This is a genomic window from Paenibacillus sp. AGC31, from assembly GCF_057334655.1.
This window is the reverse complement of sequence record NZ_JBHFJH010000001.1, coordinates 23,907-49,811: the sequence shown is the minus strand read 5'-3', so window position 1 is coordinate 49,811 and position 25,905 is coordinate 23,907. Positions and strand designations below refer to the sequence as shown.

Annotated in this window: 21 protein-coding genes and 1 other annotated feature; of the genes, 17 read left to right on the top strand and 4 right to left on the bottom strand. The window is 45.6% G+C overall.

All coding sequences use genetic code 11. The features are described from left to right. The first annotated feature begins 71 nt into the window (after window positions 1-71). The 3 genes from ACE04G_RS00190 (at window position 72) to leuS (ending at window position 4,930) form a co-directional block, all read left to right on the top strand. Complete coding sequence (locus tag ACE04G_RS00190) at window positions 72-842, top strand: class I SAM-dependent DNA methyltransferase (RefSeq protein ID WP_449003553.1); 771 nt, start codon at window positions 72-74, stop codon at window positions 840-842. 226 nt (window positions 843-1,068) lie between these two features. Further along, the gene (locus ACE04G_RS00185) at window positions 1,069-2,025 is read left to right on the top strand and encodes a phosphotransferase family protein (protein ID WP_449003554.1); all 957 of its coding nucleotides are present in this window, start codon (window positions 1,069-1,071) and stop codon (window positions 2,023-2,025) included. 111 nt (window positions 2,026-2,136) lie between these two features. Next, window positions 2,137-2,407, top strand: a binding site (T-box leader). Window positions 2,408-2,485: 78 nt separating this feature from the next. After that, window positions 2,486-4,930 (top strand): leucine--tRNA ligase, encoded by a 2,445-nt coding sequence (leuS, locus tag ACE04G_RS00180; protein ID WP_449003555.1) that lies wholly within the window; start codon window positions 2,486-2,488, stop codon window positions 4,928-4,930. On the opposite strand, the gene comER is transcribed toward leuS, so the two are convergent. Next, on the bottom strand, window positions 4,911-5,756 hold the full coding sequence (gene comER, locus ACE04G_RS00175; RefSeq protein ID WP_036615122.1) for a late competence protein ComER: 846 nt from the start codon (window positions 5,754-5,756) through the stop codon (window positions 4,911-4,913). The genes leuS and comER overlap by 20 nt on opposite strands. A 185-nt stretch (window positions 5,757-5,941) precedes the next feature. Here comER and ACE04G_RS00170 point away from each other — a divergent pair, with 185 nt between their 5' ends. From ACE04G_RS00170 to ACE04G_RS00160, 3 genes are all read left to right on the top strand, one after another. Next, a complete protein-coding gene (locus ACE04G_RS00170; protein ID WP_449003556.1) occupies window positions 5,942-6,577 on the top strand; it encodes a ComEA family DNA-binding protein in 636 nt (211 codons plus the stop codon). A gap of 41 nt (window positions 6,578-6,618) precedes the next feature. Continuing rightward, on the top strand, window positions 6,619-7,137 hold the full coding sequence (locus tag ACE04G_RS00165) for a deoxycytidylate deaminase (RefSeq protein WP_017687196.1): 519 nt from the start codon (window positions 6,619-6,621) through the stop codon (window positions 7,135-7,137). 102 nt (window positions 7,138-7,239) lie between these two features. Beyond that, window positions 7,240-10,113 (top strand): ComEC/Rec2 family competence protein, encoded by a 2,874-nt coding sequence (locus ACE04G_RS00160; protein ID WP_449003557.1) that lies wholly within the window; start codon window positions 7,240-7,242, stop codon window positions 10,111-10,113. Between the two features lie 15 nt (window positions 10,114-10,128). Here ACE04G_RS00160 and ACE04G_RS00155 read toward each other — a convergent pair whose 3' ends face one another. Beyond that, on the bottom strand, window positions 10,129-10,581 hold the full coding sequence (locus tag ACE04G_RS00155) for a hypothetical protein (protein ID WP_449003558.1): 453 nt from the start codon (window positions 10,579-10,581) through the stop codon (window positions 10,129-10,131). A gap of 720 nt (window positions 10,582-11,301) precedes the next feature. Between ACE04G_RS00155 and ACE04G_RS00150 the strand changes: the two genes are divergently transcribed. Next, the gene (locus tag ACE04G_RS00150; protein WP_449003559.1) at window positions 11,302-13,320 is read left to right on the top strand and encodes a copper amine oxidase N-terminal domain-containing protein; all 2,019 of its coding nucleotides are present in this window, start codon (window positions 11,302-11,304) and stop codon (window positions 13,318-13,320) included. A 136-nt stretch (window positions 13,321-13,456) separates the two neighbouring features. Here the strand turns inward: ACE04G_RS00150 and ACE04G_RS00145 are convergent, their stop codons facing one another. Continuing rightward, window positions 13,457-13,759 (bottom strand): hypothetical protein, encoded by a 303-nt coding sequence (locus tag ACE04G_RS00145; protein WP_145323317.1) that lies wholly within the window; start codon window positions 13,757-13,759, stop codon window positions 13,457-13,459. A 351-nt stretch (window positions 13,760-14,110) separates the two neighbouring features. Between ACE04G_RS00145 and ACE04G_RS00140 the strand changes: the two genes are divergently transcribed. From ACE04G_RS00140 to holA, 3 genes are all read left to right on the top strand, one after another. Further along, window positions 14,111-14,659 (top strand): RNA polymerase sigma factor, encoded by a 549-nt coding sequence (locus tag ACE04G_RS00140; protein WP_017687205.1) that lies wholly within the window; start codon window positions 14,111-14,113, stop codon window positions 14,657-14,659. Next, on the top strand, window positions 14,656-15,942 hold the full coding sequence (locus ACE04G_RS00135) for an anti-sigma factor family protein (RefSeq protein ID WP_449003560.1): 1,287 nt from the start codon (window positions 14,656-14,658) through the stop codon (window positions 15,940-15,942). Before ACE04G_RS00140 ends, ACE04G_RS00135 begins: the two co-directional genes overlap by 4 nt. Window positions 15,943-16,198: 256 nt before the next feature. Continuing rightward, window positions 16,199-17,215, top strand: coding sequence for a DNA polymerase III subunit delta (holA, locus tag ACE04G_RS00130; protein ID WP_036668560.1), 1,017 nt, complete (start codon window positions 16,199-16,201; stop codon window positions 17,213-17,215). Window positions 17,216-17,404: 189 nt separating this feature from the next. Here holA and rpsT read toward each other — a convergent pair whose 3' ends face one another. Beyond that, the gene (gene rpsT, locus ACE04G_RS00125; RefSeq protein WP_024628504.1) at window positions 17,405-17,677 is read right to left on the bottom strand and encodes a 30S ribosomal protein S20; all 273 of its coding nucleotides are present in this window, start codon (window positions 17,675-17,677) and stop codon (window positions 17,405-17,407) included. 175 nt (window positions 17,678-17,852) lie between these two features. On the opposite strand from rpsT, the gene gpr reads away from it, so the two are divergent. The 7 genes from gpr (at window position 17,853) to hrcA (ending at window position 25,883) form a co-directional block, all read left to right on the top strand. Further along, complete coding sequence (gpr, locus tag ACE04G_RS00120) at window positions 17,853-18,854, top strand: GPR endopeptidase (protein WP_076211678.1); 1,002 nt, start codon at window positions 17,853-17,855, stop codon at window positions 18,852-18,854. A gap of 145 nt (window positions 18,855-18,999) precedes the next feature. Then, window positions 19,000-20,295, top strand: a complete 1,296-nt coding sequence (locus ACE04G_RS00115) for a stage II sporulation protein P (protein ID WP_076211676.1) — start codon at window positions 19,000-19,002, stop codon at window positions 20,293-20,295. Window positions 20,296-20,349: 54 nt separating this feature from the next. Continuing rightward, a complete protein-coding gene (locus tag ACE04G_RS00110) occupies window positions 20,350-20,709 on the top strand; it encodes a hypothetical protein (RefSeq protein ID WP_076211674.1) in 360 nt (119 codons plus the stop codon). A gap of 145 nt (window positions 20,710-20,854) precedes the next feature. After that, on the top strand, window positions 20,855-22,669 hold the full coding sequence (gene lepA / locus ACE04G_RS00105) for a translation elongation factor 4 (protein ID WP_215076479.1): 1,815 nt from the start codon (window positions 20,855-20,857) through the stop codon (window positions 22,667-22,669). Window positions 22,670-22,822: 153 nt separating this feature from the next. Next, window positions 22,823-24,007, top strand: coding sequence for a radical SAM family heme chaperone HemW (gene hemW / locus ACE04G_RS00100; protein WP_036668565.1), 1,185 nt, complete (start codon window positions 22,823-22,825; stop codon window positions 24,005-24,007). 118 nt (window positions 24,008-24,125) lie between these two features. Then, window positions 24,126-24,596 carry an N-acetyltransferase gene (locus tag ACE04G_RS00095; protein WP_036668566.1) on the top strand — a complete coding sequence of 157 codons (471 nt, stop codon included), beginning with the start codon at window positions 24,126-24,128 and terminating at the stop codon, window positions 24,594-24,596. Window positions 24,597-24,851: 255 nt separating this feature from the next. Further along, on the top strand, window positions 24,852-25,883 hold the full coding sequence (gene hrcA / locus ACE04G_RS00090) for a heat-inducible transcriptional repressor HrcA (protein WP_076211670.1): 1,032 nt from the start codon (window positions 24,852-24,854) through the stop codon (window positions 25,881-25,883). The last annotated feature ends 22 nt before the right edge of the window (window positions 25,884-25,905 follow it).

Here is a 25,905-nt window from a genome sequence, read left to right as displayed (position 1 = left end):
AACACCGGATGCCCCTGCTTTTTCTTTTGTTAACAGGATTGGAAAATGAAATTGAAAGTGCGGTGCCTGACATGTCTTACCGGAAATTTGCCTATGTGTATGATGAATTAATGGAAGATATGCCTTATCCGGACTGGATAAGGTTTGCAAGAACAGCATGGGAAAAGCATGGAATGCCCAAAAGTGTCGCTGAACTTGGCTGTGGAACGGGCTCCATTACGATCCCGCTCGTGAACTCCGGTTTTGAAGTTACAGGCATTGACCTCTCAGCAGATATGCTGTCGGTTGCGCGCAGCAAGATGGAGGCTACACCTCAGGGTCATCGCTTGTATCGCGAGGGCAGTGTCCGTTGGGTGCAGCAGGATATGCGGGAATGGCGAGTTCCAGACCCTGTGGATTCGGTGATATCTTTCTGTGATTGTGTCAATTATTTGCTTGAACAAGAAGATGTCATTCGAACATTCCAGCGGACATATGAGATGCTGAAGCCTGATGGAACGTTCCTGTTTGATGTGCATCATCCCAATACCCTTATTCGTTATAATGAGGAGCAGCCTTTTGTACTGGATGAGCGCTCTGTGTCGTATATCTGGACTTGTGATCTGGACCAGGATCGCTGTGAGATTGAACATCATCTTAGTATTTTTTCGCGTGTGGATGACGGTAGCAAGGATATGTATCAGCGGTTTGAAGAAGTTCATGTCCAGCGTGCATATAATCCGGACTGGATGAAGCTGGAGTTGTCCAAGGCAGGTTTTAGAGACGTGAAGGTATATGCGGATTTTGAATGGAAAGAGGCCGGAGACAGCGCTCAGCGCTTGTTCTACGTGGCTGTGAAGTAAGAGCGAATAATGAGAACTGTCCTTATGTATGGTGCATAAGGGCAGTTTTTTTGTTTGACTTTTTATGGAAAATGAATAGCAAGATTCTGTAATTGGGAAAGGGAGTGCTAGGAAAGACATAACGACGTGACAAAAAGTATTGCCAGTTAAAGTAAAGGAGGCGATAATAGTCGGATAGAAAGCGTTTTCTGAGGAAATAAATCAAATGTCAATATGAGGTGTAGAAATGGAAAGTACATATAAAACAAGACTTACGTCAGAACAGTTGAATGCCATAATAGAGCAGCATTTCTCTGCAAGTATAGAGGACTACAAGGAAATGGTGGATGGCTGGGCCAATCATGCATATCTCATCACACTGAGTGACGCACAGCGAGTGGTACTGAAAATTGCACCGTCGGCTTCGACAAATCTGATGCGCTGTGAGCAGGATCTCATGATTGCCGAAGTTGAGGCACTACGCCTCATCACGGAGCTACAGGATGTTCCCGTACCCCAAGTGTTGGCTTATGATGATTCATTAACTATGGCTTCAGCGCGTTATTTTATCATGGAGTACATGTCTGGAGCACCCTATAATCAGGTCAAGGATCAATATTCTGTGGAAGAGCAGGAAGCTATTGAACACCAGCTGGGTCGGTACAATCGTCGAATTAATGAAATCAAGGGCGAGAAGTTTGGATATTTCTCGCAGGAAAAACAGCGTTATTCCACATGGAAAGAAGCATTTATGAATCTGATGGATGACATTCTTACCGACGGGGAAGAAGCGGGGATTACATTTTCGATTGATTACCCTGAATTGAGACGCTTGATTGGAGAAAAATCGAATGTGCTGGACGATGTAAAAGAACCTGTTCTTGTGAGTTGGGATCTGTGGGATGGCAATGTTCTAGTAGACAAAGGTCGTATCACAGCGATTATTGATTTTGAACGTTCACTGTGGGCAGATCCTCTGATGGAGCATTACTTCAGTCATTTTAACTATACTCCCGGATTCGTAAAGGGATACGGGCATGCGATTACGACTGAAAGTGAGCTGAGAAGAAGAAGTCTATACGACTTGTACTTTGATCTGGTATTACGCATTGAATGCGCTTATCGCCAATATGATAATCAGGAACATGTGAATTGGACCATTCATAATCTGGAGGAAGGCATTGAGCGTTTTCGGATATCCTGAACAGCAACGAGTGTTATGAACGGTATGAACCGTAGACTTCAAGATGGCGATTATAACGTGTAATATTGACTTTGGGCTTGCTTTTTTATATAATGGTCCCGATATTGTATACATATTTCGATGATAAGGATCAGTAGTAATTCCTGTACATAACAGAGAGCCGGCGGTTGGTGCAAGCCGGTTGACAGTGATTTGCGAACTCGCCTTGGAGAAATGCGGTGATTACACCATTCTGTTTAACCTGCTTGTATAAAACTTTGGGTTCAGGAATGGAAATCCGCATCGGTTAACCGCCGTTACAGGTCCAAAGGGAGTGGATGACGAAGCACGTTCGTCCGCTAACTAGGGTGGTACCACGGGAATTCAACCTCTCGTCCCTAGCGCTGCAAACGCTACGGGATGCTGAGGTTTTTTTGTTGCAATTAAAGCTAACGCGAATAACCTGAAGGAGGAACAATAGATGAGTGAGAATAACCAGCCGAAACACGGCTATCAGCCACAAGTCATGGAAAAAAGTTGGCAGCAATACTGGGATGCAAATAAAACGTTTAAAACGGGTGAGGACCCAGCTAAACCGAAATTTTATGCGCTGGATATGTTCCCTTATCCATCCGGTTCAGGTCTGCACGTAGGTCACCCGGAAGGATATACGGCAACGGATATCGTTTCCCGCTACAAACGTATGCGCGGTTACAACGTATTGCACCCAATGGGTTGGGATGCTTTCGGTCTGCCTGCTGAGCAGCATGCACTGGATACAGGTGAACATCCACGAGATATTACATTCCGCAATATTGACAATTTCCGTCGCCAGATCAAATCGCTTGGTTTCTCCTATGACTGGGATCGTGAGATCAGCACAACGGACCCTGAATACTATAAATGGACACAATGGATCTTTATTCAGCTGTACAATAAAGGCCTGGCTTATGTGGATGAAGTTGCAGTTAACTGGTGTGAAGCCCTTGGAACGGTACTGGCTAATGAAGAGGTTATTGATGGCAAGAGTGAACGTGGAGGACATCCGGTTGTACGTAAACCGATGCGTCAATGGGTACTAAGAATTACCGAGTATGCAGAGCGTCTGTTGGAAGACCTGGAAGAGCTGGACTGGTCTGAAAGCATCAAGGATATGCAGCGCAACTGGATCGGTAAATCGACAGGTGCAGAAGTTGTATTTGCCATTGAAGGTCGCGAGGAAGTCATCAAGGTGTTCACTACCCGTGCGGACACATTGTTCGGTGCGAGCTTTGCAGTACTTGCTCCGGAACATGAATTGGTAGAAGCAATTACAACCGATGACCAACGTGAAGCGATTCAGGCTTATCAGGAGCAGGCTTCTCGTAAAAGTGATCTGGAACGTACAGATTTGGCCAAAGACAAAACAGGTGTATTCACTGGCTCTTATGCAATCAACCCTGTTAATGGTGCAAAACTGCCGATCTGGATTGCTGATTACGTTCTTGCAGGTTACGGTACAGGTGCGGTTATGGCTGTTCCGGGTCATGATGCGCGTGACTGGGAATTTGCGAAGCAGTTCGGTCTAGATATCATCGAGGTTATTCAAGGTGGAGACGTTACACAAGAGGCGTATTCGGGTGATGGCGCGCATGTGAATTCCGATTTCCTGAACGGACTGAACAATGAAGAAGCGGTTGCCAAGATGATTGCTTGGTTGGAAGAGAACGGTAAAGGACAAGGGAAAGTGACCTATCGTCTGCGCGATTGGCTGTTCAGTCGTCAGCGCTACTGGGGTGAGCCAATCCCGATTCTGCATCTGGAAGACGGAACGATGAAGACCGTACCGGAGGATCAACTTCCACTGCTGCTGCCTGATATCGACCAGATCAAACCTTCGGGTACAGGAGAATCACCACTGGCGAATGTTACGGAGTGGGTGAATACGGTAGATCCGGAAACGGGAATGAAGGCACGTCGTGAGACCAACACCATGCCACAATGGGCGGGTAGCTGCTGGTATTACCTGCGCTTTATCGATCCGCACAATGACAAGGAACTGATCTCCAAGGAGAAACAGCAGCAGTGGTTGCCAGTTGATCTGTACATTGGCGGAGCAGAGCACGCGGTACTTCACTTGCTGTACGCTCGTTTCTGGCACAAAGTGCTGTATGATCTGGGTGTTGTGGAGACCAAAGAGCCTTTCCACAAACTGGTGAACCAAGGTATGATCCTGGGTACCAATAATGAGAAAATGAGTAAATCTCGTGGTAATGTCATTAACCCGGATGAAATCGTGAATGAATTTGGTGCAGATACATTGCGTCTGTACGAGATGTTCATGGGACCATTGGAAGCGACAAAACCGTGGAATGCAAACGGGGTTGAAGGCATGCACCGCTTCCTGTCACGTGTATGGCGTCTCTTCATTAACGAAGACACAGGAGCCATCAATGACAAGATTACGGTGGACGGTGGAACGGATGAGTTCAAACGGACTGCTCACAAAACGATCAAAAAAGTTACGGAAGATCTGGAACATCTGCGCTTCAACACATCCATCAGCCAGCTGATGATTTTCATCAACGATGCATACAAAGCGGACACACTGCCTCGTGAAGCGATGGAGAAATTTGTACAGCTGTTGTCACCACTGGCACCGCATATGGCAGAGGAACTGTGGAGCCGTTTGGGTCATGAAGGTGGAATCTCTTACGTGGCTTGGCCTGAATATGATGAGTCCATGACAGTGGATGCGGAAGTAGAAATCGTTGTTCAGGTAAATGGTAAAATTGTAACTCGTGCTACAATCGCGAAGGATCTGGATGCACAAGGTATGCAGGACTTTACGATGGAGCTGGCACCTGTTAAGCAGGCGCTGGAAGGCAAGACCATTCGCAAGGTCATTGCCGTTCCAGGCAAACTCGTTAATATTGTTGCCGGTTAATCTCACCGGCTCGGAATAGTTCATCCAGCTTTAACAAATCTTCATCATATTTGTCATGTGTCGTGTGGATCAGGCTGTCGAAAACGCCGTCAAGACTAACCTTCAGCAGTGCAAGTGCCTGAGCGGTAATACCGCCAGGTACAGCGACACGAGCCTGAAGCTCTTGCGGGGTGTATCCTCCTTCGGTGAGCAGCTTGCCTGTTCCCAGGAGCATTTCGCCAGCCAGAGCGCAGGCATCTGCCCTTTTGATGCCTGTCAGCTTCACTGCACTTTCGATCCACTGTTCCAAAAAGAACGATATGAATGCAGGTCCGCAGCTGGAGAAGTCGGATGTGATTCGTGTACAGGCTTCATCCACTTGGTACGGCCTGCCTATATGACTGAGCAGACTTTCCAACACAGCGCGGTCTTCACTGGTCATTCGTTCGCCATGTATGCAGAGGGATGCTCCACTGCCGACTTGGTGTGTGACGCTGGGAATTACCTTGGAGACTTTGCAAGGAAGTGAAGATTCCAGATGTCGCAGCTGCACGGGACTGGTGATCGAGACAATTATATGATTGGGATTCACGACAGGCAGGATGTCGTCAATAACATGTTTGAATTCAAGCGGCTTCACGCACAGGAAGATGATGTTGCTTCGGATCACCGTTTCCCGATTGCTCTGGGATTCATGCAGACCGGGGTAACGGAGGGATAACTGACGTACTTTGGACGGGGTTCGATTGCTGGCCGCGATCTGCCGGGGCTCAAGTGCACCCGATTGGATCAGGGCATAGATTAGCAGGCTGCCCATGCTGCCGGTTCCGATAAATCCAACCTTCATTGTTTCAGGCCTCCTTTCATGCTTTACGGTACTGGCGCAGTTCATTCCCTCTATTCTATGCGTGAGGACCTGTTTCACATGACATGAAAAATGCACAACTTGTTTCATCAGGAAAGTTCAACGGTTCGGAAGCACCGCCCGTGTTCGAAATGAATGATTTTGAATTCAGGGAGAGGTGTGGAAGAATGAGATGGAACAAAGGGATGACCATTGCTGCTGCGGTGGTTGGAAGTATACTTATATTATGGTCGGGCAAAAGTGAACAACCACCTAGTGGCTGGGAACCCTTGCAGCTCGGCACCGAGAAGCCGACGATAGAGCAGGAACTCCCTGCTGTACTGTCGGCTACTTCGGTTCAGGGCAATACAGGAGTATCTTCGGGAGCGGATGCAAGTGGGATGCAGACTGGGAATGAGGCTAAGGCAGAAGAGTCTAAAGAGCTTGCGAGCGTTGGGGTTGAAGGTGATTCAGTTGTTCAAACTACAAGTCAGACGAATGATAATCCACCGGACACCTCAAATTCGATTGAACCAGTTACGCAGGGTACGAATTCTGATCCTTCGGTTACCTCCGAGACGGGCTCGAACAGTAACCCACCTGTAGTTCGTGAGGAAGCTAGCGACAATGGGAAGATTGATGTGAATACTGCACCTGTCTCCAAGCTTACGAATCTTCCCGGAATTGGAGAGAAGAAAGCTCAGGCTATTGTCGACTATCGGAATGCACATGGTCCTTTTGCAAAAGTGAGTGATCTGACAAAGGTCAAAGGGATCGGCATGAAGATGCTGGAGAAGATGGCACCTTATGTGCAGATCCGGTAATATTAGAAATAAAAAAATGTGTTGAGCGGGAGGAAAGCAGCATGAGTACAGAGGTACGCAAGGACTGGGATACGTATTTTATGGACATCGCGTATATGGTTTCCACTCGTTCCCGCTGTTCGCGTCGTCATGTGGGTGCCGTTCTTGTTCAGGGGAAGAAACTGCTGGGAACAGCCTATAATGGTGCACCCACCGGCGTCCCGGATTGTTCTGAAGCAGGTTGCATGATATCGGAAGAGTATGAGTTGGTCGTGACCGATGGGCAAGAAGAAATGGTGAAAAAGCAACGATGCATTCGCACAATCCATGCGGAGCAAAATTTGCTTTTATTCACAGATCGAATCGACCGCGAAGGCTCGTCCGTGTACGTGACCGACGAACCGTGCTGGACATGTGCCAATATGCTGGCGAATAGCGGGATTACAGAAATCGTGTTTCATCGTTCTTATCCTAAAGATACCGGCAAGGTTACCAATATGATGGAACAGAAGGGCATAACGTTCCGCAGGCTGGAGAATTACCAGCCCCCGCGGGAAACGATGATGACTGTGAGCAATTAATGTGAATATGGTCGAATACGTGAGGGAGAACCTCCGGCAAGCCTGAATTGGCTTTCCGGGGGTTTTTCTGCGTTCAACGGGTGAAATGAGGGAGGGGTAGAAATGAAAGGCAGACCGTTATTAAGTTTTACGATTTGTTGGTTGTGCGGGAGCGGGATAGCATGCGCGTTAACAGGCTGGACGTTAATCTGGGGGCTAATTGGAGCTCTGGCATGTCTGCCACTTTTACTTCATTTTATTAATGTGCGTGGATGGTCTGTTTTATTTTTACTTGTTGCCTTTATTGGAGGCGCTGCACATTGGGAATGGAATGATGCACGCAATCATAGCAGTCTGTCCAAGACTACTCACATCTCTGCTAAAGAGTTGGACGGTTTGGCAGCCGAAATTCAGGGTGAGCTGGTGTCAGATGTTCGCATTGATGGAGACCGGGCTGACTTTAAGATACAGATGTCTTCAATATTACCCATATCGGATTCGTCAGCAGATACAGATCTCGCATCATCATCTGCATTCAACATAAATGAACAATTGATCGTACAAGTCAGACTGTTGGAGGAAGAAGAACAACAGGTAGCAGCGGGCTGGAAGAGGGGCGATGAAATCACACTTAATGGCTCTTTTGCCCTTCCTGGCGAAGCAAGAAACTTTGGCGGGTTTGATTATCGCAGTTATTTGCGAACCCTGCATATCCACTGGTTGTTCAAAGTGAAGGGAGCCAGTTCGGTAACAGCAGTTGCTCCTGAGGAACTTGGACAATATAACATACTACGGTGGACAGATTGGACTAGGCATAAGTTGGGCTCGGCGGTTGAGCAGTTATTTCCAGAGCCTCATGCTGGATATATGAAGGGTCTTATTATCGGGATGGCTACTGATATCGATCCGGGTACCTATGGTCAGTTTTCACAACTGGGTCTAACGCATATCCTGGCAATATCCGGGACCCATGTCGCTGTATATGTAGCTTCTCTTCTCCTTATTTTATCCTGGCTAAGGCTTACCAGAGAGACGGCACTTACGATTGTTCTGATCCTGGTGCCAGCTTATGTACTGTTATCCGGAGGTTCACCTTCAGTGATTCGGGCAGGAATGATGTCCATGATTGGGTTGTATATGGCACGTCGAGGCCTCGCCAGAGACGGCCTTCAGATGATTAGTGCAGCAGCTTTGCTGATGATGTGGTGGGACCCGTACTTTTTGCTGAGCGTCAGCTTCCAGTTATCCTTTCTTGTGACCGCAGGCCTGATGATCTATATGCCACTGATAAACCGACTGTTCAGAAGCTGGCCTAAATCTCTGGCAGCAACAGCATCCGTTACCGTGACCGCTCAGCTGATTTCGTTCCCAGTAACCATTTTATATTTCAACCAGTTCTCATTGCTCTCATTTGTGGCCAACTTTCTGCTTGTATCTTTAATCAGTGCCATTGTATTACCTCTGGGGACGGTTGCCATGTTATTGTCGTTTATATGGGTTCCCTTGGCGAACCCCCTCGCATGGATAGCGATGCAACTGAATCAACTGACATTTGTAAGCGTGGAGTGGATGAATAGCCTGCCAGGTTTTGTGTTGATCTGGGCAACACCTTCCCTGTTGTGGATTGCTGCATATTATGCTGTGTTGTATGCCTTACTCTACCTGTTGCATCGTGGCAATGGTGAGCAGCAAGAAACAGCGTTTGTTGAGGAAGAGACGGCTCCTCTTGTGAGGCGACGACCTCCAGTTTCCATGGCGAATGTGGGCATTCGCTCTTCGATGTCTACCGTGGCACAGGATCAAGGTAAGAACCGCGTAGATGGAAAAGAAACTTCATTAACGACATTAGGAGCCAGCATTGCCTGGCCGGAATATACAAGTGCATTTACCGCACGAGGTGCAGGTTATTATTCAAGTGAACGAATGAGTAAAGCTCAGCAATGGTTGTGCGGGTTGCTCGCTATCAGCTTTATTTCTGGAATGTGGTGGGCATATCAGACTCCCAAGCCTGCTGGAACCGGCATCGTGCAGTTTTTGGATATTGGTCAGGGAGACAGCACATTGATTACAACCCCGGAAGGCAAACACATTCTGGTGGATGGCGGGGGAACAGTTAGTTTTGGGAACAACGAACAATCTTGGAAAACAAGGCGTGATCCGTATGAGGTGGGAGCCAAGGTCGTTGTTCCTCTATTGAAAAAGAGAGGTATCCATCAACTGGACGCTGTCATTGTAACGCATGCCGATCAGGATCATGCCGGAGGACTACAGGCTGTGCTGGAACAGATTCCGGTTAAACGTTTCATGTTTAATGGCACGACCAGCGGTAAAGAAAACTTTGATAAATTACTGGACACAGCCATGGAACGGAAAATTCCTCTGTACGCTATTCAGCAGGGCATGTCCTATAAGGCTGATAAGCAGACAAGTTTACATTTTATAGCTCCGGATCTGGCACATATGGATGTAAATGCATCAGGCAATTTACCTGTATCTGAACACCAGAATCATGATTCCGTTGTCTTTTTGCTGGAAATGGCGGGGGCTTCCATGTTGTTCACCGGAGATATGGATGCAGCAGCCGAGCAGGACCTGCTCTATATGATTCAAGATGGCTCATTGGCTGCCCAGTTTGAACAGAAAGGTGCAGATCTTGGAGTTACAGAGGGGGTCGTACAAAGGGTACTTACACGCCCGTTGCAGGTTGATTCAAATGATGCTTCAGCGGAGGCGTCTGTATCCATTGACGTTCTAAAGGTCGCTCATCATGGTAGTAAAACGTCGTCGACCGAAGCCTGGCTCCAATACTGGAACGCCAAAACCGCTGTGATATCTGCAGGAGTTAACAATACATATGGGCATCCCAATCCGGGAGTGATGGAACGTCTGGAAGCTACCGGGTCAGAGATTTATCGGACAGATCAGATGGGTGAGGTCCAGATGAGGGTGAAAGATGGGAAGATTGATATTCGATACAAGTTGTTTGGAGTTGAGTGACGGCACACGATCTATTTATCGGTGAGTAGAAGAGTGAAGAAAACGCCGATTTAATACCAACTGTAAGGTTAAAAAGACAAGAGAACATACCACAATGTGGATAGTCTGAGCGGAAAAAGTAGTGAAGTTACGTGTAAATATCGAGTAGGTGACCCCACCTGTGAAGCCTAATAGAACATATGCGGCAATAGCAACGAGCAATCTCATATACGTATTATCTTTTTTTCTGCATAAAAGTAATCCATCCACCAATATAGAAAGGGGCGTAAGTAAGAAAAGTAAAATAGCGAGGTTAATCAATAATCCAACTGCAAATTTATACCCGAATGAATAATAGTAGGTATTCTCTAATCTTTCATCTATAGGGACATAGTGATATATCCCCATTGCAAGTGAAATGAACACTGCAGTTAATACAGCTGCAACTATTTTTCCGCGTGGCTGATTGATTCTATGGGTGCTTGTCATTCGAAAATTGACCTCCATCTTGAATAACTATATTCAACAACTGATAGACTTAGGGAGTTACTATATTTTAACATACACATGTTGAAAAAGAATGATGAGGGACATGGAGAAAGTAGTACTTGGTTAACCCATAACAGAAAAAAGTCGTTCCCCTGCGAACGACTTCATTTTGAATTTCATAATAATAACACATTCTAATCGTTATGCGTTATGAGGATAGTTAGGCTGTCATTTAGTATAGTTGACTAGGAGGAACTACTCTCACTCTCTTGCTTTTGAGATACTAATCGGCAAGCTAATTATAGTTGCGCTGAATAAGTTGAGTATGTGATCAATTTGATCCCAACTTTTATGCCCTATTATCATATTAAATGCAATGAATAAAGCACTACTGAGTAGAAAGAATCCCAGGAAGTATTCGAAAAATATTTTTAGATTCATCTAGTCTCCCGCATATCCATTTAGATGTTTGTTACGGTTGCACGCCCTATTTCGTTTGTAATATGTTTTCTATTTTAGATTATTAAATGCAATCATTTGTATTTGGTTTGTTGAAGTTATGTAAAAATATGGTTTGATTTGCGGTTTTATTATTGTTAGGTGATTTTTGTTGCAGGATTATGGTTGTTTTTACCGAATAATAGTTAGGCCCACCTTAGAGGAGGGATAGAGATACTTAGGGATCGTAGCACTATACATAATAATGAGGGGATCAAGAAAATGGAACTTGTAGAAATGTCGCAAAGTAAAAAGAACAGAAATGCAACTCAGAAGTTTAGAGTGAAATGGATTAGAAAAGCGATAGCCCTATGCATTGGACTTTTAGTTATCGGTTTGATCGCAGGACAGTCCTCCGCTTTTGCATCATCCGGATCGGGTAACTCCATCACTTCAGTTCTTGACCGAAATGATTATTTGCTGGACGATGGTACACTTTGGTCAAAAGGGATCACAAGTGGAGTATGGACACAAAATCGAAAACTGATTGGTATTTCAAAATCAGACGATTATTTCATCTTTGGTTGGACTGCCGATGGCCAAGTGATTCGGTGGAATAAGGACAATGCGCATATACCAGTAACGAAACAATTCAATGGTGTGATTAAGGTATATGGTCATGGATGGGTTCAGCTTCAGGATGGAAACCTTTATAATTTTGATGATCAGGCTAAGGTTTTGGAATCGATTATCGATGCGGATTCTTATAGTTTTGGAAGCGATTCTTCTTATAGCGCATTATCTTCATCAGGAGATATATATTATGACAAATACAAAAAAATACGTAAAGCTGGAAATGTACCTGATGGTAAAGCAATTGCAACGAATGGTGTTTACGCAGCTGTGCTGAAAAATGATGGCTCGGTAGTGATCGTAAGTATGCTGTATGAGGATGACTACATCACGGTTGCGAATAATGTGCAATCTTTGATTTGGTGGGGGAGTACGCATAAGCTGCTCACAGTGAAACAGGATGGAACCGTCTGGAGCTACGATCGAACTGCCAAATATAAGGGCGAGCAACTGCCGGGTTTAAGTAACGTATCGCGGATGGTGTATGGGCCTAATCTGGATGAACTATATGCACAGTTACAGGATGGATCGTGGGTTACATATGATAATGGAAAGTTAACTCCTCTATCAGCTCCCGCGTTAGATCAAGTGACACTTACAGCATCTTCCAAGGACGCTAATATAGGGGATACGATCACCCTTACCGTTCAGGAGAATTATAGTAATGGATTCAAAAACAAACGTGCGCCATTGCCTGAAGAAATTATAGTGGAGCAGCCCCAAGTTGCACAGATTCAGGCAGGAGGCAAACTGAAGGTTACGGGCATGGGAACAACCAAAGTCACATTGAAGATAGGTGATTTGGCTTCAAGTCTTCAACTGAACGTTGATTCACAGCAAAAGTTAACAGGCGCCACATTGTTGGATGGAAATGTATACTTGCCAGTACAGTCGGTGTTCAAAACTTTGGGAGCCAAAATTGATGTGAAGGGTTCATCTTTTGAAATTCAATTTGGAGATGACAGTATTGTTTTGCAAAAAGGGAGTGCTGTTGCGCGATTAAACAACACAGAGCTGAAGTTGAAAGGGAAAGTACAAACCATTGGAGGACAAACTGTATTTCCTGCGGACTTGTTAAGACAGGCTGCGGGTATTCAGGTTCGATGGGATGCTGAGCTAAAGCAGGCCAAGGTGCTGGTTGGAAATTCTTCTATTTTGGTGGAATCGAAGGATACACTTGCACTGATCAAGAAAAAAGAGTTGGGGAACCTTGCTCGCTTCATTGGCAAGTCCTACTGGATCAACAGTGATACGAGTTTAGGGCAACGTTTCAGTAAAGTGACCATATCAGATATCAAAATTGAGAAGATTAAATACGGTGATCGAAGTTACTCTATTATCTTCCGTAATGCAAAAGGAAAAACCGTTTCTGCCTACGCAGGAGGTGCACCTTCCAGTGTGACGGAGATGCTTGCCGATTCCAACCAATTCTTCTCTTCTGATCCGTATAAGAAATACAATTGGTCCAAGTCCACTTGGAATAAAATCATTGCTGGAGAAGTAGCTTTAGGAATGAACATAACTCAGGTGCGCCTTGCATGGGGAGATCCATCGAGCATTACGTATGAAACGAGTTCAAAAGGCAAAATCGAGGTTTGGGTGTATGCCAGCTCCGCAGGCATAAGAGCTTTAGGGTTTCTCAATGGCAAACTGATGGCGATTTACTGATGAATATACCAATTAATCACTTCATTTGATTGCAGGTTACAGCACAGCACAAAAAAAGCCCGCTTTCCGTTACACTCCACGAGGGAGAATATCGGAAAACGGGCCATTTTTTCAAAATGTAGAAGAAATATAAGAACTATTCTACGCCATCCTTAAAGTGTTTGTTCCAGTGTTTATCGCCCTTGTGCAACAGATCTTCTACCGTTTTCTCAAGAGTCATCAACAGTTGTGCTCTCACATCAAGTACGGTTTCTCTGTACAAGCGTTCTTCCGTTCCAACGATTTTATCGCCGTATAATGCCTGTGCAGCTACGTACTTCCGATGTTCCTCAACCAGAGTATCAATGGACTCCAATGCATGTTCCACAAAGTGGGAAATACTTTGATATTCTTTGGGCATTTGTTCTTTTAAAGCTTGAATTTTCGCAAGAGCTGGCATGCTCATCACCTCGTGTTTATGAATGTAAATTTACAATACACTATTTTCATGAAAATTGCATTAAAAACAGCTTAAATTTGGACAAATTTCGACTTTTTTTATTTTTGGACCCAAAAAAGTGCTTATCTATAATGTATGCCATTGCATTTGAATTGAGTCGTGTAAGTAATGGAATCCCTTTTGGATACGTTTGGTGACTCGTTATGCAATTTCTGTTATTCTAAGAGAAGATTTCAGCGGCCCTAATACATACGCCGTTATTTTGTTATGGCAAATTTAAAAAATACTTAACTTTGCAACAATTTTATTGATGATCACGTCTGTAAGGTTGCAGGGAGAGGGGGATCCTTTGTGGTAGAGCCGGAACTCATCAGAGCCGCTCAATCGGGCGATCGCGACGCTCTAATTACCCTATTGCGGGAGATTGAACAACATGTCTATCGGACCGCATATTACATTCTAAATAATGAACAGGACGCTTTGGATGCTGCGCAGGAAGCGTTGATCCGAATTTACACCAAAATCAATTCATACGAAGAAAAGGCCCAATTCAAAACATGGGTACAACGCATCGTTACAAACATCTGTATTGATAAATTCAGAAGAACCAAGCCGTCTGTCTCCATTGACGAACATGACATGGTTTTTCAGGATAATCAGGATGTGGAGTACGAGGTCATGTCTACATATGTGGCCCAAGACATTCAGGATGCGATCAACAAACTTCCCGAGCATCATCGTACCGTTATTGTTCTAAGATATTTGCAGGACTTATCCTACAATGAAATTGCGGATTGTCTCGATCTTCCGTTGAATACGGTGAAATCTTATTTATTTAGAGCCAGACAGCAATTACAGAATCTACTACAGGAATATCAGAAAGGTGGTGTGACAGGATGAAATGCGAAGAGGTGGTGGAATGGATGCACCGCTATCTGGATCATGATCTGGGCGAGGCGGAAACCGCGCAGATGCTACAGCATGTGGCGAAGTGTCCGGAGTGCGCCGAGAATTTTAGTTTACTCAGAGCTCTTTCCAGAGAACTGGAAGAATTACCGCAAGTAAGCCCGAAATTTAGTCTGGTTGATGCGATTATGCCACAGCTTGATGCTATTGACGAAGCGCGGAAGGAACAAAGTAGCACCATACAGGAAATGAATCCTGTCCCCGCTGCATTTGAGAATCTACAACGTTCAAGTGAGCGGAAAACGAAGCAAAAATGGCTTAACTCGATGGCAGGACGTATGTCGGTGGGTGCAGCGGCTGCGGCAGTTGTATTGGGATTCGCCATCTGGGGATATCAGCCTGAACAGATTGAGAATGCCGATTCCATGTTGATGAGCTCTGGAGCTTCTCAAGAGAGCGGCAATGTGGATGAAAATCCATTAAGCAAGAATATTGAAAATTATGATCCTGCCACTTCGTCCCAACCAAGCAGCAACGATGTGTTTGTGGATCAATCGAATGTTTCACCAACTGAACCAGATAACCAAGGCGTAGAAACAATTCCTGAAGAGAACGGTGGAGATGAGATGCAGGAGCCTGAAGTTCAGTCAAATCCTACACCTAAACAACAACCGGCTACCGAATCAACGCCTGCTCCGAATAAAGGACCGCAGGATAATTCGTCCAAAACTCCTCCGACCGATAATCAGAATAATCAGGTTCAGAACCAGGATTCTGAGCAGAGAATTCAGGAATCTGGAGATTCTCCTAAATCTTCTGCAGATGGGGAAGAGAGTGGAGTAACAGAAACAGAAAATGGAGATGCGCAATCCTTCACTTCTCAGGATACAACACCTAATATGACTGAAGATGTTCCGGTTGAAGGTAACGCTGTACCTGATTCCAGTGCAGGTGCAGACGCTTCTGGAGGAAACAAAGGATTCGCAGCAGGACCGGATCAGGGAATGGCTACAACAGCAGCACCAAAAGAATGGAAGTCACCTGACGGCTCCTATGTAGTTATGCTTATTGGTGATCAAATCAGCATATACTCCAAACCTGTGAGCGAACCGGATGTTCTGAATCTGGTTGAACAACGCAGCATAGAGGGAACACTGAAGTCAGCGAGTTGGTCGAAGGATGGCACCCTATTTAATTACGAAACGGACAAGGACGGAACAACAGCCAAGAACTCGTTTAATGTACCTGCTGTTTCAGGTGGAGCTCCTGCGAAATAATTAAAAATGGGGAGTGCGCTCCTCTAAACGAAAGAACAATTTCAGCATGACAAGCATATAGTGGAAGTAACAAAACGTCCTATCTCAGTTCAAACAACTGACGTCGTATGACCGCGCACCGGCTTTTTCTAGAACTGCTGGTGTCAGCGTTTATATAGATGTAGGACAGGGGACCTTCATCCATAACTGGATGTAAGGTCCCTTTGTTGTCTTGCGTTTTTTCTGGTAGGATAAGAGGGATAAGGAGGCGCCGTGAATGGATGTAAAAAGTGCAACAAAGGCAATACGTAATGGAGAAACGGCACCGATATATGTGCTGTACGGAACGGAGAAGTACCAGATACAGCAATTTACGGATATGTTAAAAGAACAGGTTATTGAAGAAGAACATCGTGATTTTGCGATTATTCCATATGATTTGTCTGAAACGGCTGTGGAGGTCGTTATTGAAGAAGCAGAGACTGTACCTTTTCTGGTTCCACGCAAATTAATAATTGTAAGAGACGCGAGCTTGTTCACTGCAGGTAAAGAATCCAAGATTGAACATCAGGTTGATCGTCTGCTTACATATATGGAAAATCCGGCAGATTACAGTACGATTGTTTTCCTGGCCCAAGGGGATAAGCTGGATGAGCGTAAGAAACTGGTGAAAGCTGTCAAGAAACAGGCAGTAGTTCTTGCTTTTGCTCCACTCAGTGGAGAAGAGTTATTGAATTGGATAGTGAAACTTGCGAAGCAGCGGGATGTTTCCTTGGAGACGGGAGCGGCGGAAACGTTGATCAGCTATGCAGGAACAGGTCTTCAGACCCTGTCTGCTGAAGTAGACAAGTTATGTTTGTTTGCGGGTAATGGGGGGACAATCAAGCGTGCTGATATCGAGTCACTGGTTGCCCGTAGTACAGAGCAAAATGTATTTTCACTGGTGGAGGAACTTGCTAATTTGCGACTGGAGAAAGCGTTGGCTCTTTTCTATGAGTTGCTGAAGCAGCGGGAAGAACCGATTAAAATTGCGGCTTTAATCGCACGCCAGTTTCGGATCATGATCCAGGTGAAAGAGTTGGGGCAACAAAGTTACTCCCAGCAGCAGATTGCCAGTCAGCTTGGGCTGCATCCTTATGCTGTTAAGATTGCGGGTGAGCAAGCCCGCAAATTTCAGCCGGAACGTCTGAGAATGATTCTGAGTCACCTCAGCGAATTGGATTACCAGATGAAAACAGGAGCGGTGGATAAAGTGCTTGGTCTGGAGCTGTTCTTATTGAGACTTGGTGCGTGAATGAATACGTAAACGTAATAGATTACTAGTGTGAATAACAAACAAAGCGACCTTTGCTCCATGATGGTTAAATCATCGGAATAAAGGTCGCTTTTGTTTGTGTCTTATACTTATCGAATCAGATACTAAAAAATCCTGAAAGCCTATGCTGTTCAGGATTTTTCCATTGGATCGTATAAGTAACGCTTCTTACGCTTGTGCGGAAAGAGCGTTCAGTTTTTTCGCCAAGCGAGACTTTTTGCGTGCTGCAGCATTTTTATGAACCAGACCTTTAGTTACAGCCTTGTCCAGCTTTTTGGAAGCAGCTTGAATCGCAGCTTTTGCAGTATCAACTTCGTTACTTACCAGAGCAGCATCAGCAGCTTTAACAGCTGTACGGAGTGCAGACTTCTGGGAAGCGTTGAGTGCGCGGCGCTTGTCGCTCGTTTTTACGCGTTTAACAGCGGATTTGATGTTTGGCATTACATTCACCTCCTGTAAGGCATTTGCATGAATACAAACGTTTCACAACTTAAAATATTCTATCACGCTAGCATGTAAAATGCAACAGATATTCCTACGATGTTCGACATGCTGCATAAAGAAACTCTTTTTCCCACACAATATGCTCAAATGCGGTAAGGGAGGCAGGGACAGAATGACACTGGATTTGCAAAACTATACAGTTCGTACCGATTTGGCGATCGACTCCAAGGAAATGGCGCAAGGTGGACAGAAACAGACGATTCCCGGACTACGGGAAGATGTAGAGAAAAAAGAGGGTATTACGATTACACGTATTGATGTCCTGAATGAAGAAGCAGCCAAAGCGATTGGACGGGTGAAAGGTCACTATGTCACCTTGGAAGTACCTTCACTACGGAATGGTGATACCGAGTTACAGGAGCGAGTTGCTGCCGAGTTCACCCGTGAAATGGAAGATTTTATGATTAAGGCCGGAATCAACAAAACATCCAAGGTCTTGATTGTGGGCCTGGGCAACTTAAATGTCACCCCGGACTCACTTGGTCCACTTGTTGTGGAAAATCTGATGGTGACCCGTCAGTATTTCGAATTGGTGCCAGATCAGGTTGCGCCAGGGTATCGGGAAGTCAGCGCGATTGCTCCCGGTGTATTAGGTACAACAGGCATTGAATCCAGTGACATCGTACAGGGGATTGTAGACCGGACCAAGCCGGATGCCATTATTGCGATTGATGCGCTGGCCTCCCGTTCCTTGGAACGTGTAAATACAACGATTCAGGTCGCGGACATTGGTATTCACCCGGGTTCCGGTATTGGAAACAAACGGCGTGGCCTGACTCGTGAGATATTAGGTGTGCCTTGCATCGCCATCGGAGTACCAACCGTATGTTATGCGTCCACCATCGTGAATAATGTGATTGAGATGATGAGCTCACACTTTCGCCAGGAAACGGATCAGACCAAACAGATCATGGGCATGCTGGACGACATCGGTGAACAAGATCGCTTGAGTCTGGTGAAAGAGGTACTGGAGCCACTAGGTCATGACCTCATTGTGACCCCAAAGGAAATCGATGAGTTTATTGAGGGAATTGCCAATGTTATCGCTTCAGGACTTAACGCCGCGCTCCATGATGCCGTGAATCCAGATAACGTAGCCGCTTATACACATTAAAACTTAAAACTGCTGAGAAGAAGGTCCGAATCTATCGGACTTTCTTTTTTTGTTTCTGGAATCTTTCATTTTCCTGTTCTATCAAATTGGACCGGCTCATAGAGTTGAAGTATAAGAGTTGTCCAGCAGGGAAGGAGACAGCAGAATGAACAAGATATTGGCCTGGAATATTGGGAAATGGAAAAAAAGATGTCTGCACGTGCTGGCCATGGGCCGTACGTTGTTGTTGCTTATGATCATATCTGCCTTGTTTTTTGTCGTACTGGGTCTGGGGGGCATGGCAGAGAAACGCTTGAATAATTCACCCGTTTCTTCCATGAAAGGATTTGCAAGTGCCGTGTCAAGCCGCTTTTTCGTCGATATGCTCGGTATGGAGATGCCTCATCTCACCCAGAAGGAACAGACCTCTGCCATATCTGGTGAGAATCTCACCTCTTTTGTTTTCCAATTACTAACAAATGTAAATCCACAAGATCCGAAGAGCCTGATTGCGAGAGAAATGCCGGGCATGGGTTCCAACCAACCTGTTCTGCTCCGTCCTGGATCTGGTAACGAAAAAGCCGAGGCTCCCGAAGATTATCAGCCCGGACCCGGTCTTACGGATACTGCTTCCGCAGGTGGAGGAAAACCCGGTAGTGAGCTGCATGTTCCACCAGGCCAGGACAATACGGATCCACCTGAGTCGACTGAGCCTGGAGATGGAGAAGGTAAAGAAGATCCCCCAGCGAAGAATGGCGAAAAAGACAATTCAGGCTCACCGACAACAGGTAAAAAGTCAATTCTTATCTATCATTCCCATCCACGGGAAGGCTATAATCCACTGCTTGGTACGAAAAGTGATAATCCATCATCAGGCAAATCAACAGGTAATGTGTTTCAAGTGGGAACCTACCTCTCAGACAGTCTGGAGAAGCTGGGAATCGGCGTAGAACACGCCAAGGATGATTACCCCACCAAAGTAAAGGACTATAACTGGAACTATTCCTATAAATACTCCCGTCAAACGGTAAAAGCGGCACTCGCCCAAAATGATGATCTGACGTATCTCATAGACATTCATCGCGATTCACAGCGTCATGGCAAAACAACAACAACTATTAATGACTTGGGCTACGCCAAAGTATATTTCATTATTGGACATGAAAATCCAAATTGGCGGCAGAATGAAGCCTTTGCAGCGAAAATTCATAAGAAACTGGAAGCCAAGTATCCTGGGGTATCCCGTGGTGTGTGGGGCAAGGATGGCGGAGGAGCCAACAATGGAGAGTATAACCAAACCCTTTCACCTAACAGCATTTTGATTGAGATTGGTGGTATCGACAATACAGGAGCTGAGCTCCAACGGACATCAAAGATTCTCGCAGACATGATTTCTCAAGTGTATTGGGAAGATCAGAAGGTGGACAAAGCCAGTGTGGAAACCTCGTCGCAGGGTGGGTAGAAACCATATATGTTTAGAAGGAAAAATAGTAGAGAGTGACAGGAGGCAATGCACATGTCCAGATTCGGTAAAAGACTGTTATCCATCGCTGTATTAATGTTGCTGGGTGTTCTGTTTGGAATGCAGCTGGCTGGCAGCAACTTTCATATGGGCAATCCCTCAGGAGGCACGTCAACCGTTGTGACAACTGAGCCAACTTCATCGGTGACCGAATCTGTTCCGACTGCTCCTGTCCAAAAGGAAATTAAAGAACCACCATTTGTACCTGTTCAGTCACCAAGCCAAGTGCTTGGGGCAGATCAAAATAAGGCTCCGGTTGATGTGTTGGCAGACAAAACGGCTGGACTATTGCAAAATCTCTCACACAGTGGAATCAAGTGGGTGGTCTCTCTTTTTAGCGGCGTCGCTGAATAAAATACCATAATTTTAAGGTACAATATAACCTCCGGGAGTGCATGATGAGACTTTATTATAAAGTTGAGACATCACGGGATTGATGCACTGTGCTTCAACTGTTATAATGAAGTGATTGACACTAGGCTGTTTCTGGGGGTAAGGAATGACTGACATTCGGGCAAGACAACGTAAAATTCGTAACTTTTCTATTATTGCACATATAGATCACGGCAAATCAACACTTGCGGACCGGATCTTGGAGCACACAGGTGCGCTCACTTCACGTGAAATGCAGGAACAAGTTCTGGATAAGATGGACCTTGAACGCGAACGTGGAATAACGATCAAGCTACAAGCAGTAGCCTTGACTTACAAAGCGGATGATGGTGAAGAGTATTTATTGAATCTGATTGATACACCGGGACACGTAGACTTCACGTATGAAGTATCACGCAGTCTTGCTGCATGTGAAGGTGCTCTGCTGGTTGTGGATGCGGCTCAGGGAATTGAAGCCCAAACACTTGCCAACGTGTATCTGGCATTGGATAACAACCTTGAGATTTTACCGGTTATCAACAAAATTGACCTTCCGAGCGCAGATCCTGAACGGGTGAAGCAGGAAGTGGAAGATGTTATTGGTTTGGACACAAGTAATGCGGTTTTGGCTTCGGCCAAATCAGGAATCGGAATCAAAGAAATTTTGGAGCAAGTGGTGAAAAGTGTTCCGGCACCAACTGGTGATCCTGAGCAGCCTTTGAAAGCGCTGATTTTTGACTCGCACTATGACCCGTACAAAGGTGTAATCGTATATGTGCGTGTTGTTGACGGCAAAATCAAATCCGGTTCCAAAATCAAAATGATGGCAACAGGGAAATCATTTGAAGTCATTGAAGTTGGAGCGTTCAAACCTCGTATGACCATCGTGGACGAGCTGAACGTCGGAGATGTAGGATTTATCGTTGCAGGTATCCGGCATGTTGGCGATACACAAGTCGGGGATACAGTAACGGATGCCAAAAATCCAACACCGGAACCTTTGCCGGGTTATCGTAAAATTAACCCAATGGTGTATTGTGGTCTCTATCCGATCGAAACATCGGACTATGTTGATCTGCGTGAAGCGTTGGAGAAGTTGCAGTTGAACGATGCGTCTCTGAGCTTTGAACCGGAAACATCCAGTGCACTCGGTTTTGGATTCCGTTGCGGATTCCTTGGACTGCTTCACATGGACGTTATTCAGGAGCGGATCGAGCGGGAGTTTAACATTCCGTTGATCACAACAGCACCAAGTGTAATCTACCACGTCACCTTAACCAATGGTGAAGTGATGAAAATCGACAACCCATCCAACTATCCTGAGGTGGGCCGGATTGATTACGTCGAGGAACCATACGTCAAGGCAGATATTATCGTACCGAATGATTATGTAGGTACCATTATGGAGCTGTGTCAGACTAAACGCGGTGAATATGTGAATATGGAATATCTGGACACAACTCGGGTTACCATTACCTATGAGATTCCGTTGTCCGAGATTGTATATGACTTCTTCGACCAGTTGAAATCCGGTACCAAAGGATATGCATCCCTGGATTATGAGCTGTCCGGTTACCGTCAGTCCAATCTGGCGAAAATGGATATTGTACTCAATGGCGAACAGGTGGATGCTCTGTCCTTCATCGTTCACCGTGACCGTGCCTATAACCGCGGACGCATTGTCTGTGAGAAACTGCGAGAGCTGATTCCACGGCAAATGTTCGAGGTGCCAATCCAGGCATCTGTAGGTACCAAAGTCGTTGCTCGTGAAACGGTAAAAGCAATGCGTAAAAACGTACTTGCCAAGTGTTATGGTGGTGACATCTCGCGGAAACGGAAACTGCTTGAGAAGCAGAAGGAAGGTAAGAAGCGGATGAAGCAGGTTGGTAACGTTGAGGTGCCACAAGAGGCATTCATGGCGGTACTGAAAATTGATGATTAATAATTCAATTTCGGGTACATCACATAATGTGTGTATCGAAATTGAATTGTAGGACGTTTGCTTGCAAACGTGGGTACAACACAGAATATTAAATAACTAAGCTGAAAGGGAAGCCGGATGGCTTTCCTTTTTTCAAATAGAGGGGGACTTGCCATGACATTGGCAGCACACAGCCGGAAGACAGGTGCGCCCCAAGCGGTGTATCTTCACATTCCCTTTTGCACGAATAAATGTTTTTATTGCGACTTTAACTCCTACGTTCTGAAAGATCAGCCCGTGATGCAATATCTAGAAGCGCTGGAACGGGAGATGGAACATACAGTTAAGGCCAATCCACCGGGTGAGATCAAGACCATATTTGTAGGTGGGGGTACGCCAACAGCTCTGAAACCGGATGAGATGGCGGTATTTCTTCGTTCCGTGAAGACGTATTTCCCAAATTGGGCGGACGATATTGAATTCTCGATGGAAGCCAACCCGGGAACAACGGATGCGGAGAAACTCGCTGCGATGAAAGAAGGCGGCGTCAACCGTGTCAGCTTTGGCGTGCAGGCGTTTCAGAATGATCTGCTGACTGGTATTGGCCGTATTCATAATACGGATGATGTATATCGCAGTTTGGAGAATGCTCGTAAAGCAGGCTTGAATAACCTGTCCATTGACCTGATGTTTGGGTTGCCGAACCAGACCGTAGAGATGTTGAATGAGAGTATCGACAAAGCGCTGGAACTGGATCTGCCGCATTACTCCATCTACAGCCTGAAAGTGGAAGAGAATACACTTTTCCATACACTGTATCAAAAGAACCAGTTACCACTTCCTCATGAAGATGATGAGTTGGAGATGTATCTTCTATTAATGAGACGTATGAAAGAAGCAGGTTATGGACAATACGAGATCAGTAACTTTGCCAAGCCGGGCTTTGAGAGTCGTCACAATATTACCTACTGGCGTAATGAGGACTACTATGGTCTGGGTGCAGGTGCACATGGATATGTGGGCCGCGAACGGCATATGAATATTAAAGGTATAAATCCTTATGTTGAAGCTTCACGAGCAGGGCTGCCTCGTCTGGATCATTTTGAGATTGCTCGCCCGGAAGCCATGGAAGATTATCTGATGGTTGGACTGCGAATGTTGGAGGGAGCTTCGGCCTCACGCTTTAGCGAACAGTTCGGAGAGTCCATGGAAGAAGTGTTTGCGAAGCCTTTGGGCAAAATGTTGAACGCAGGGTTGCTTGAGCGGACGGCAGACGGCTTCCGACTGAGCGAGCAGGGTATCCTGTTCGGAAATGACGTTTTTGCGGAGTTTATCGGGTCCATATCGCTGAATTCATAGCTTGAAATTCTATACGCTCTGTTGTATATTTATTCATATTGATTTTACAGAGCGTGTTAATTTAACAACTACGAAGTCAGCTTTCCTCTGGAAAGCTTGGTAATAGGAGGAGAGCAGGATGTCGGTAATATGCAGAAAAGCCGTGTCGGAAGATGTTGAACCACTGTATGAAATGATTAAGGGCTATGCAGAGCGTGGGATCATGCTTCCGCGATCACGGGAAATACTGCACCGACAGCTGGAGCACTTTGTTGTAGCCGAAGTTGATGGTGAAGTGGTGGGTTGCGGATCGCTTTGTCGTCTGGGGAACGATTTGGTGGAAGTCAGATCACTCGGTATCTCGGAAGGGCACAAAGGGCTCGGTATTGGCTCCCGATTGCTGGACCGACTGGTAGAAGAAGCGGAGAAACAACAGATTCCTAAGGTTATGGCGTTGACATATGAAGTATCCTTCTTCCTCAAAAATGGCTTTGCCGTAGTGGAAAAAGAGATTTTCCCTGAGAAAGTATGGACCGACTGTGTTCATTGCAGCAAGCAGGATTGTTGTGATGAGATCGCTGTATTAAAAGAGCTTAACGTTTCAGCCTAACAACTAAATGGACTGCATGGATCGAGCCGAGTCAGCCTCTGCCCTACATGCAGTCCTTTTTTACTTCAAAGTATGTTCAATAAAGTTGTTAGGACTTGTCGACATTGGTCTATACTATAAATAGATGAGCCCACTCATCAAACTCACTTGACAATGTTCACGTCAGTTTGGTATTTTTGTATTACCGCTTAGCACTCATCTAACTGGAGTGCTAACGACATGGGACAGTACAGTCAGAAGGAGGGAATACTCACCATGTTAACTGAGCGTCAACGAATGATTCTGAACGCTATAGTGGATGACTATATCCGTTCAGCTGAGCCCGTAGGGTCCCGGAGCATTTCCAAAAGGGGAGATGTTGGATATAGTCCGGCGACGATCCGTAATGAAATGGCGGACCTTGAAGATATGGGTTTCCTGGAACAGCCGCATACATCGGCAGGACGCATTCCTTCTCATAAAGGCTATCGATATTACGTCGATCATTTGGTTCCCTGGAATCAGGTGGAGCCTCAGGAATTGGACGATCTGAAGTCGTTCTTCGCCGAAAAGCTCAATGTCATGGAACAAGTTATTCAACATGCATCCAATATTTTGTCACATATGACGAATTATACTTCGATCCTGCTTGGACCGGAAGTATTCCATACGTCCCTTCGTCACTTCCAATTGCTTCCGCTGAACGAAAGTGAAGCTGTGGCAATCATTGTGACCAATACCGGTCAGGTGGAGAACAAGACGGTCCAGATTCCTCCAGAAATCTCGGTAGCCGAGATGGAGAAAGTGGTTCGACTGTTGAACACCAAGCTGGTTGGTGTGCCAATTTACAAATTGAAATCCCGTCTCTATACTGAACTTGGGCAAGAGATGGAACGGCATATTACACGTTACGAGGAAGTTATGCAGGTGCTGAACAGTGCCTTTGACAACGAACATGATAATCGTCTGTTCCTCAGTGGTGCCACCAATATGTTGACTCAACCGGAGTTTAAAGATATCGAAAAGGTAAAAGATATTCTTGACCTGCTGGAAGAGACACCAACACTCATGAAATTGATGATGCCCGTGCCGGGTGGATCTGGTATTCAAGTGCGAATCGGCACTGAGAATGATCATGAAGCCTTTGCCAACTGCAGCCTGATTACAGCCTCCTATTCCTTGGACGGTGAGGCTTTGGGTTCGATCGGTATTCTAGGACCCACGCGGATGGATTATGCACGTGTCATTCATATTCTAAATACACTATCCCGTGACTTGACGGCGATGCTAACACATCGTTTCAAATAAGATTCGGGAATGAACCATTTCA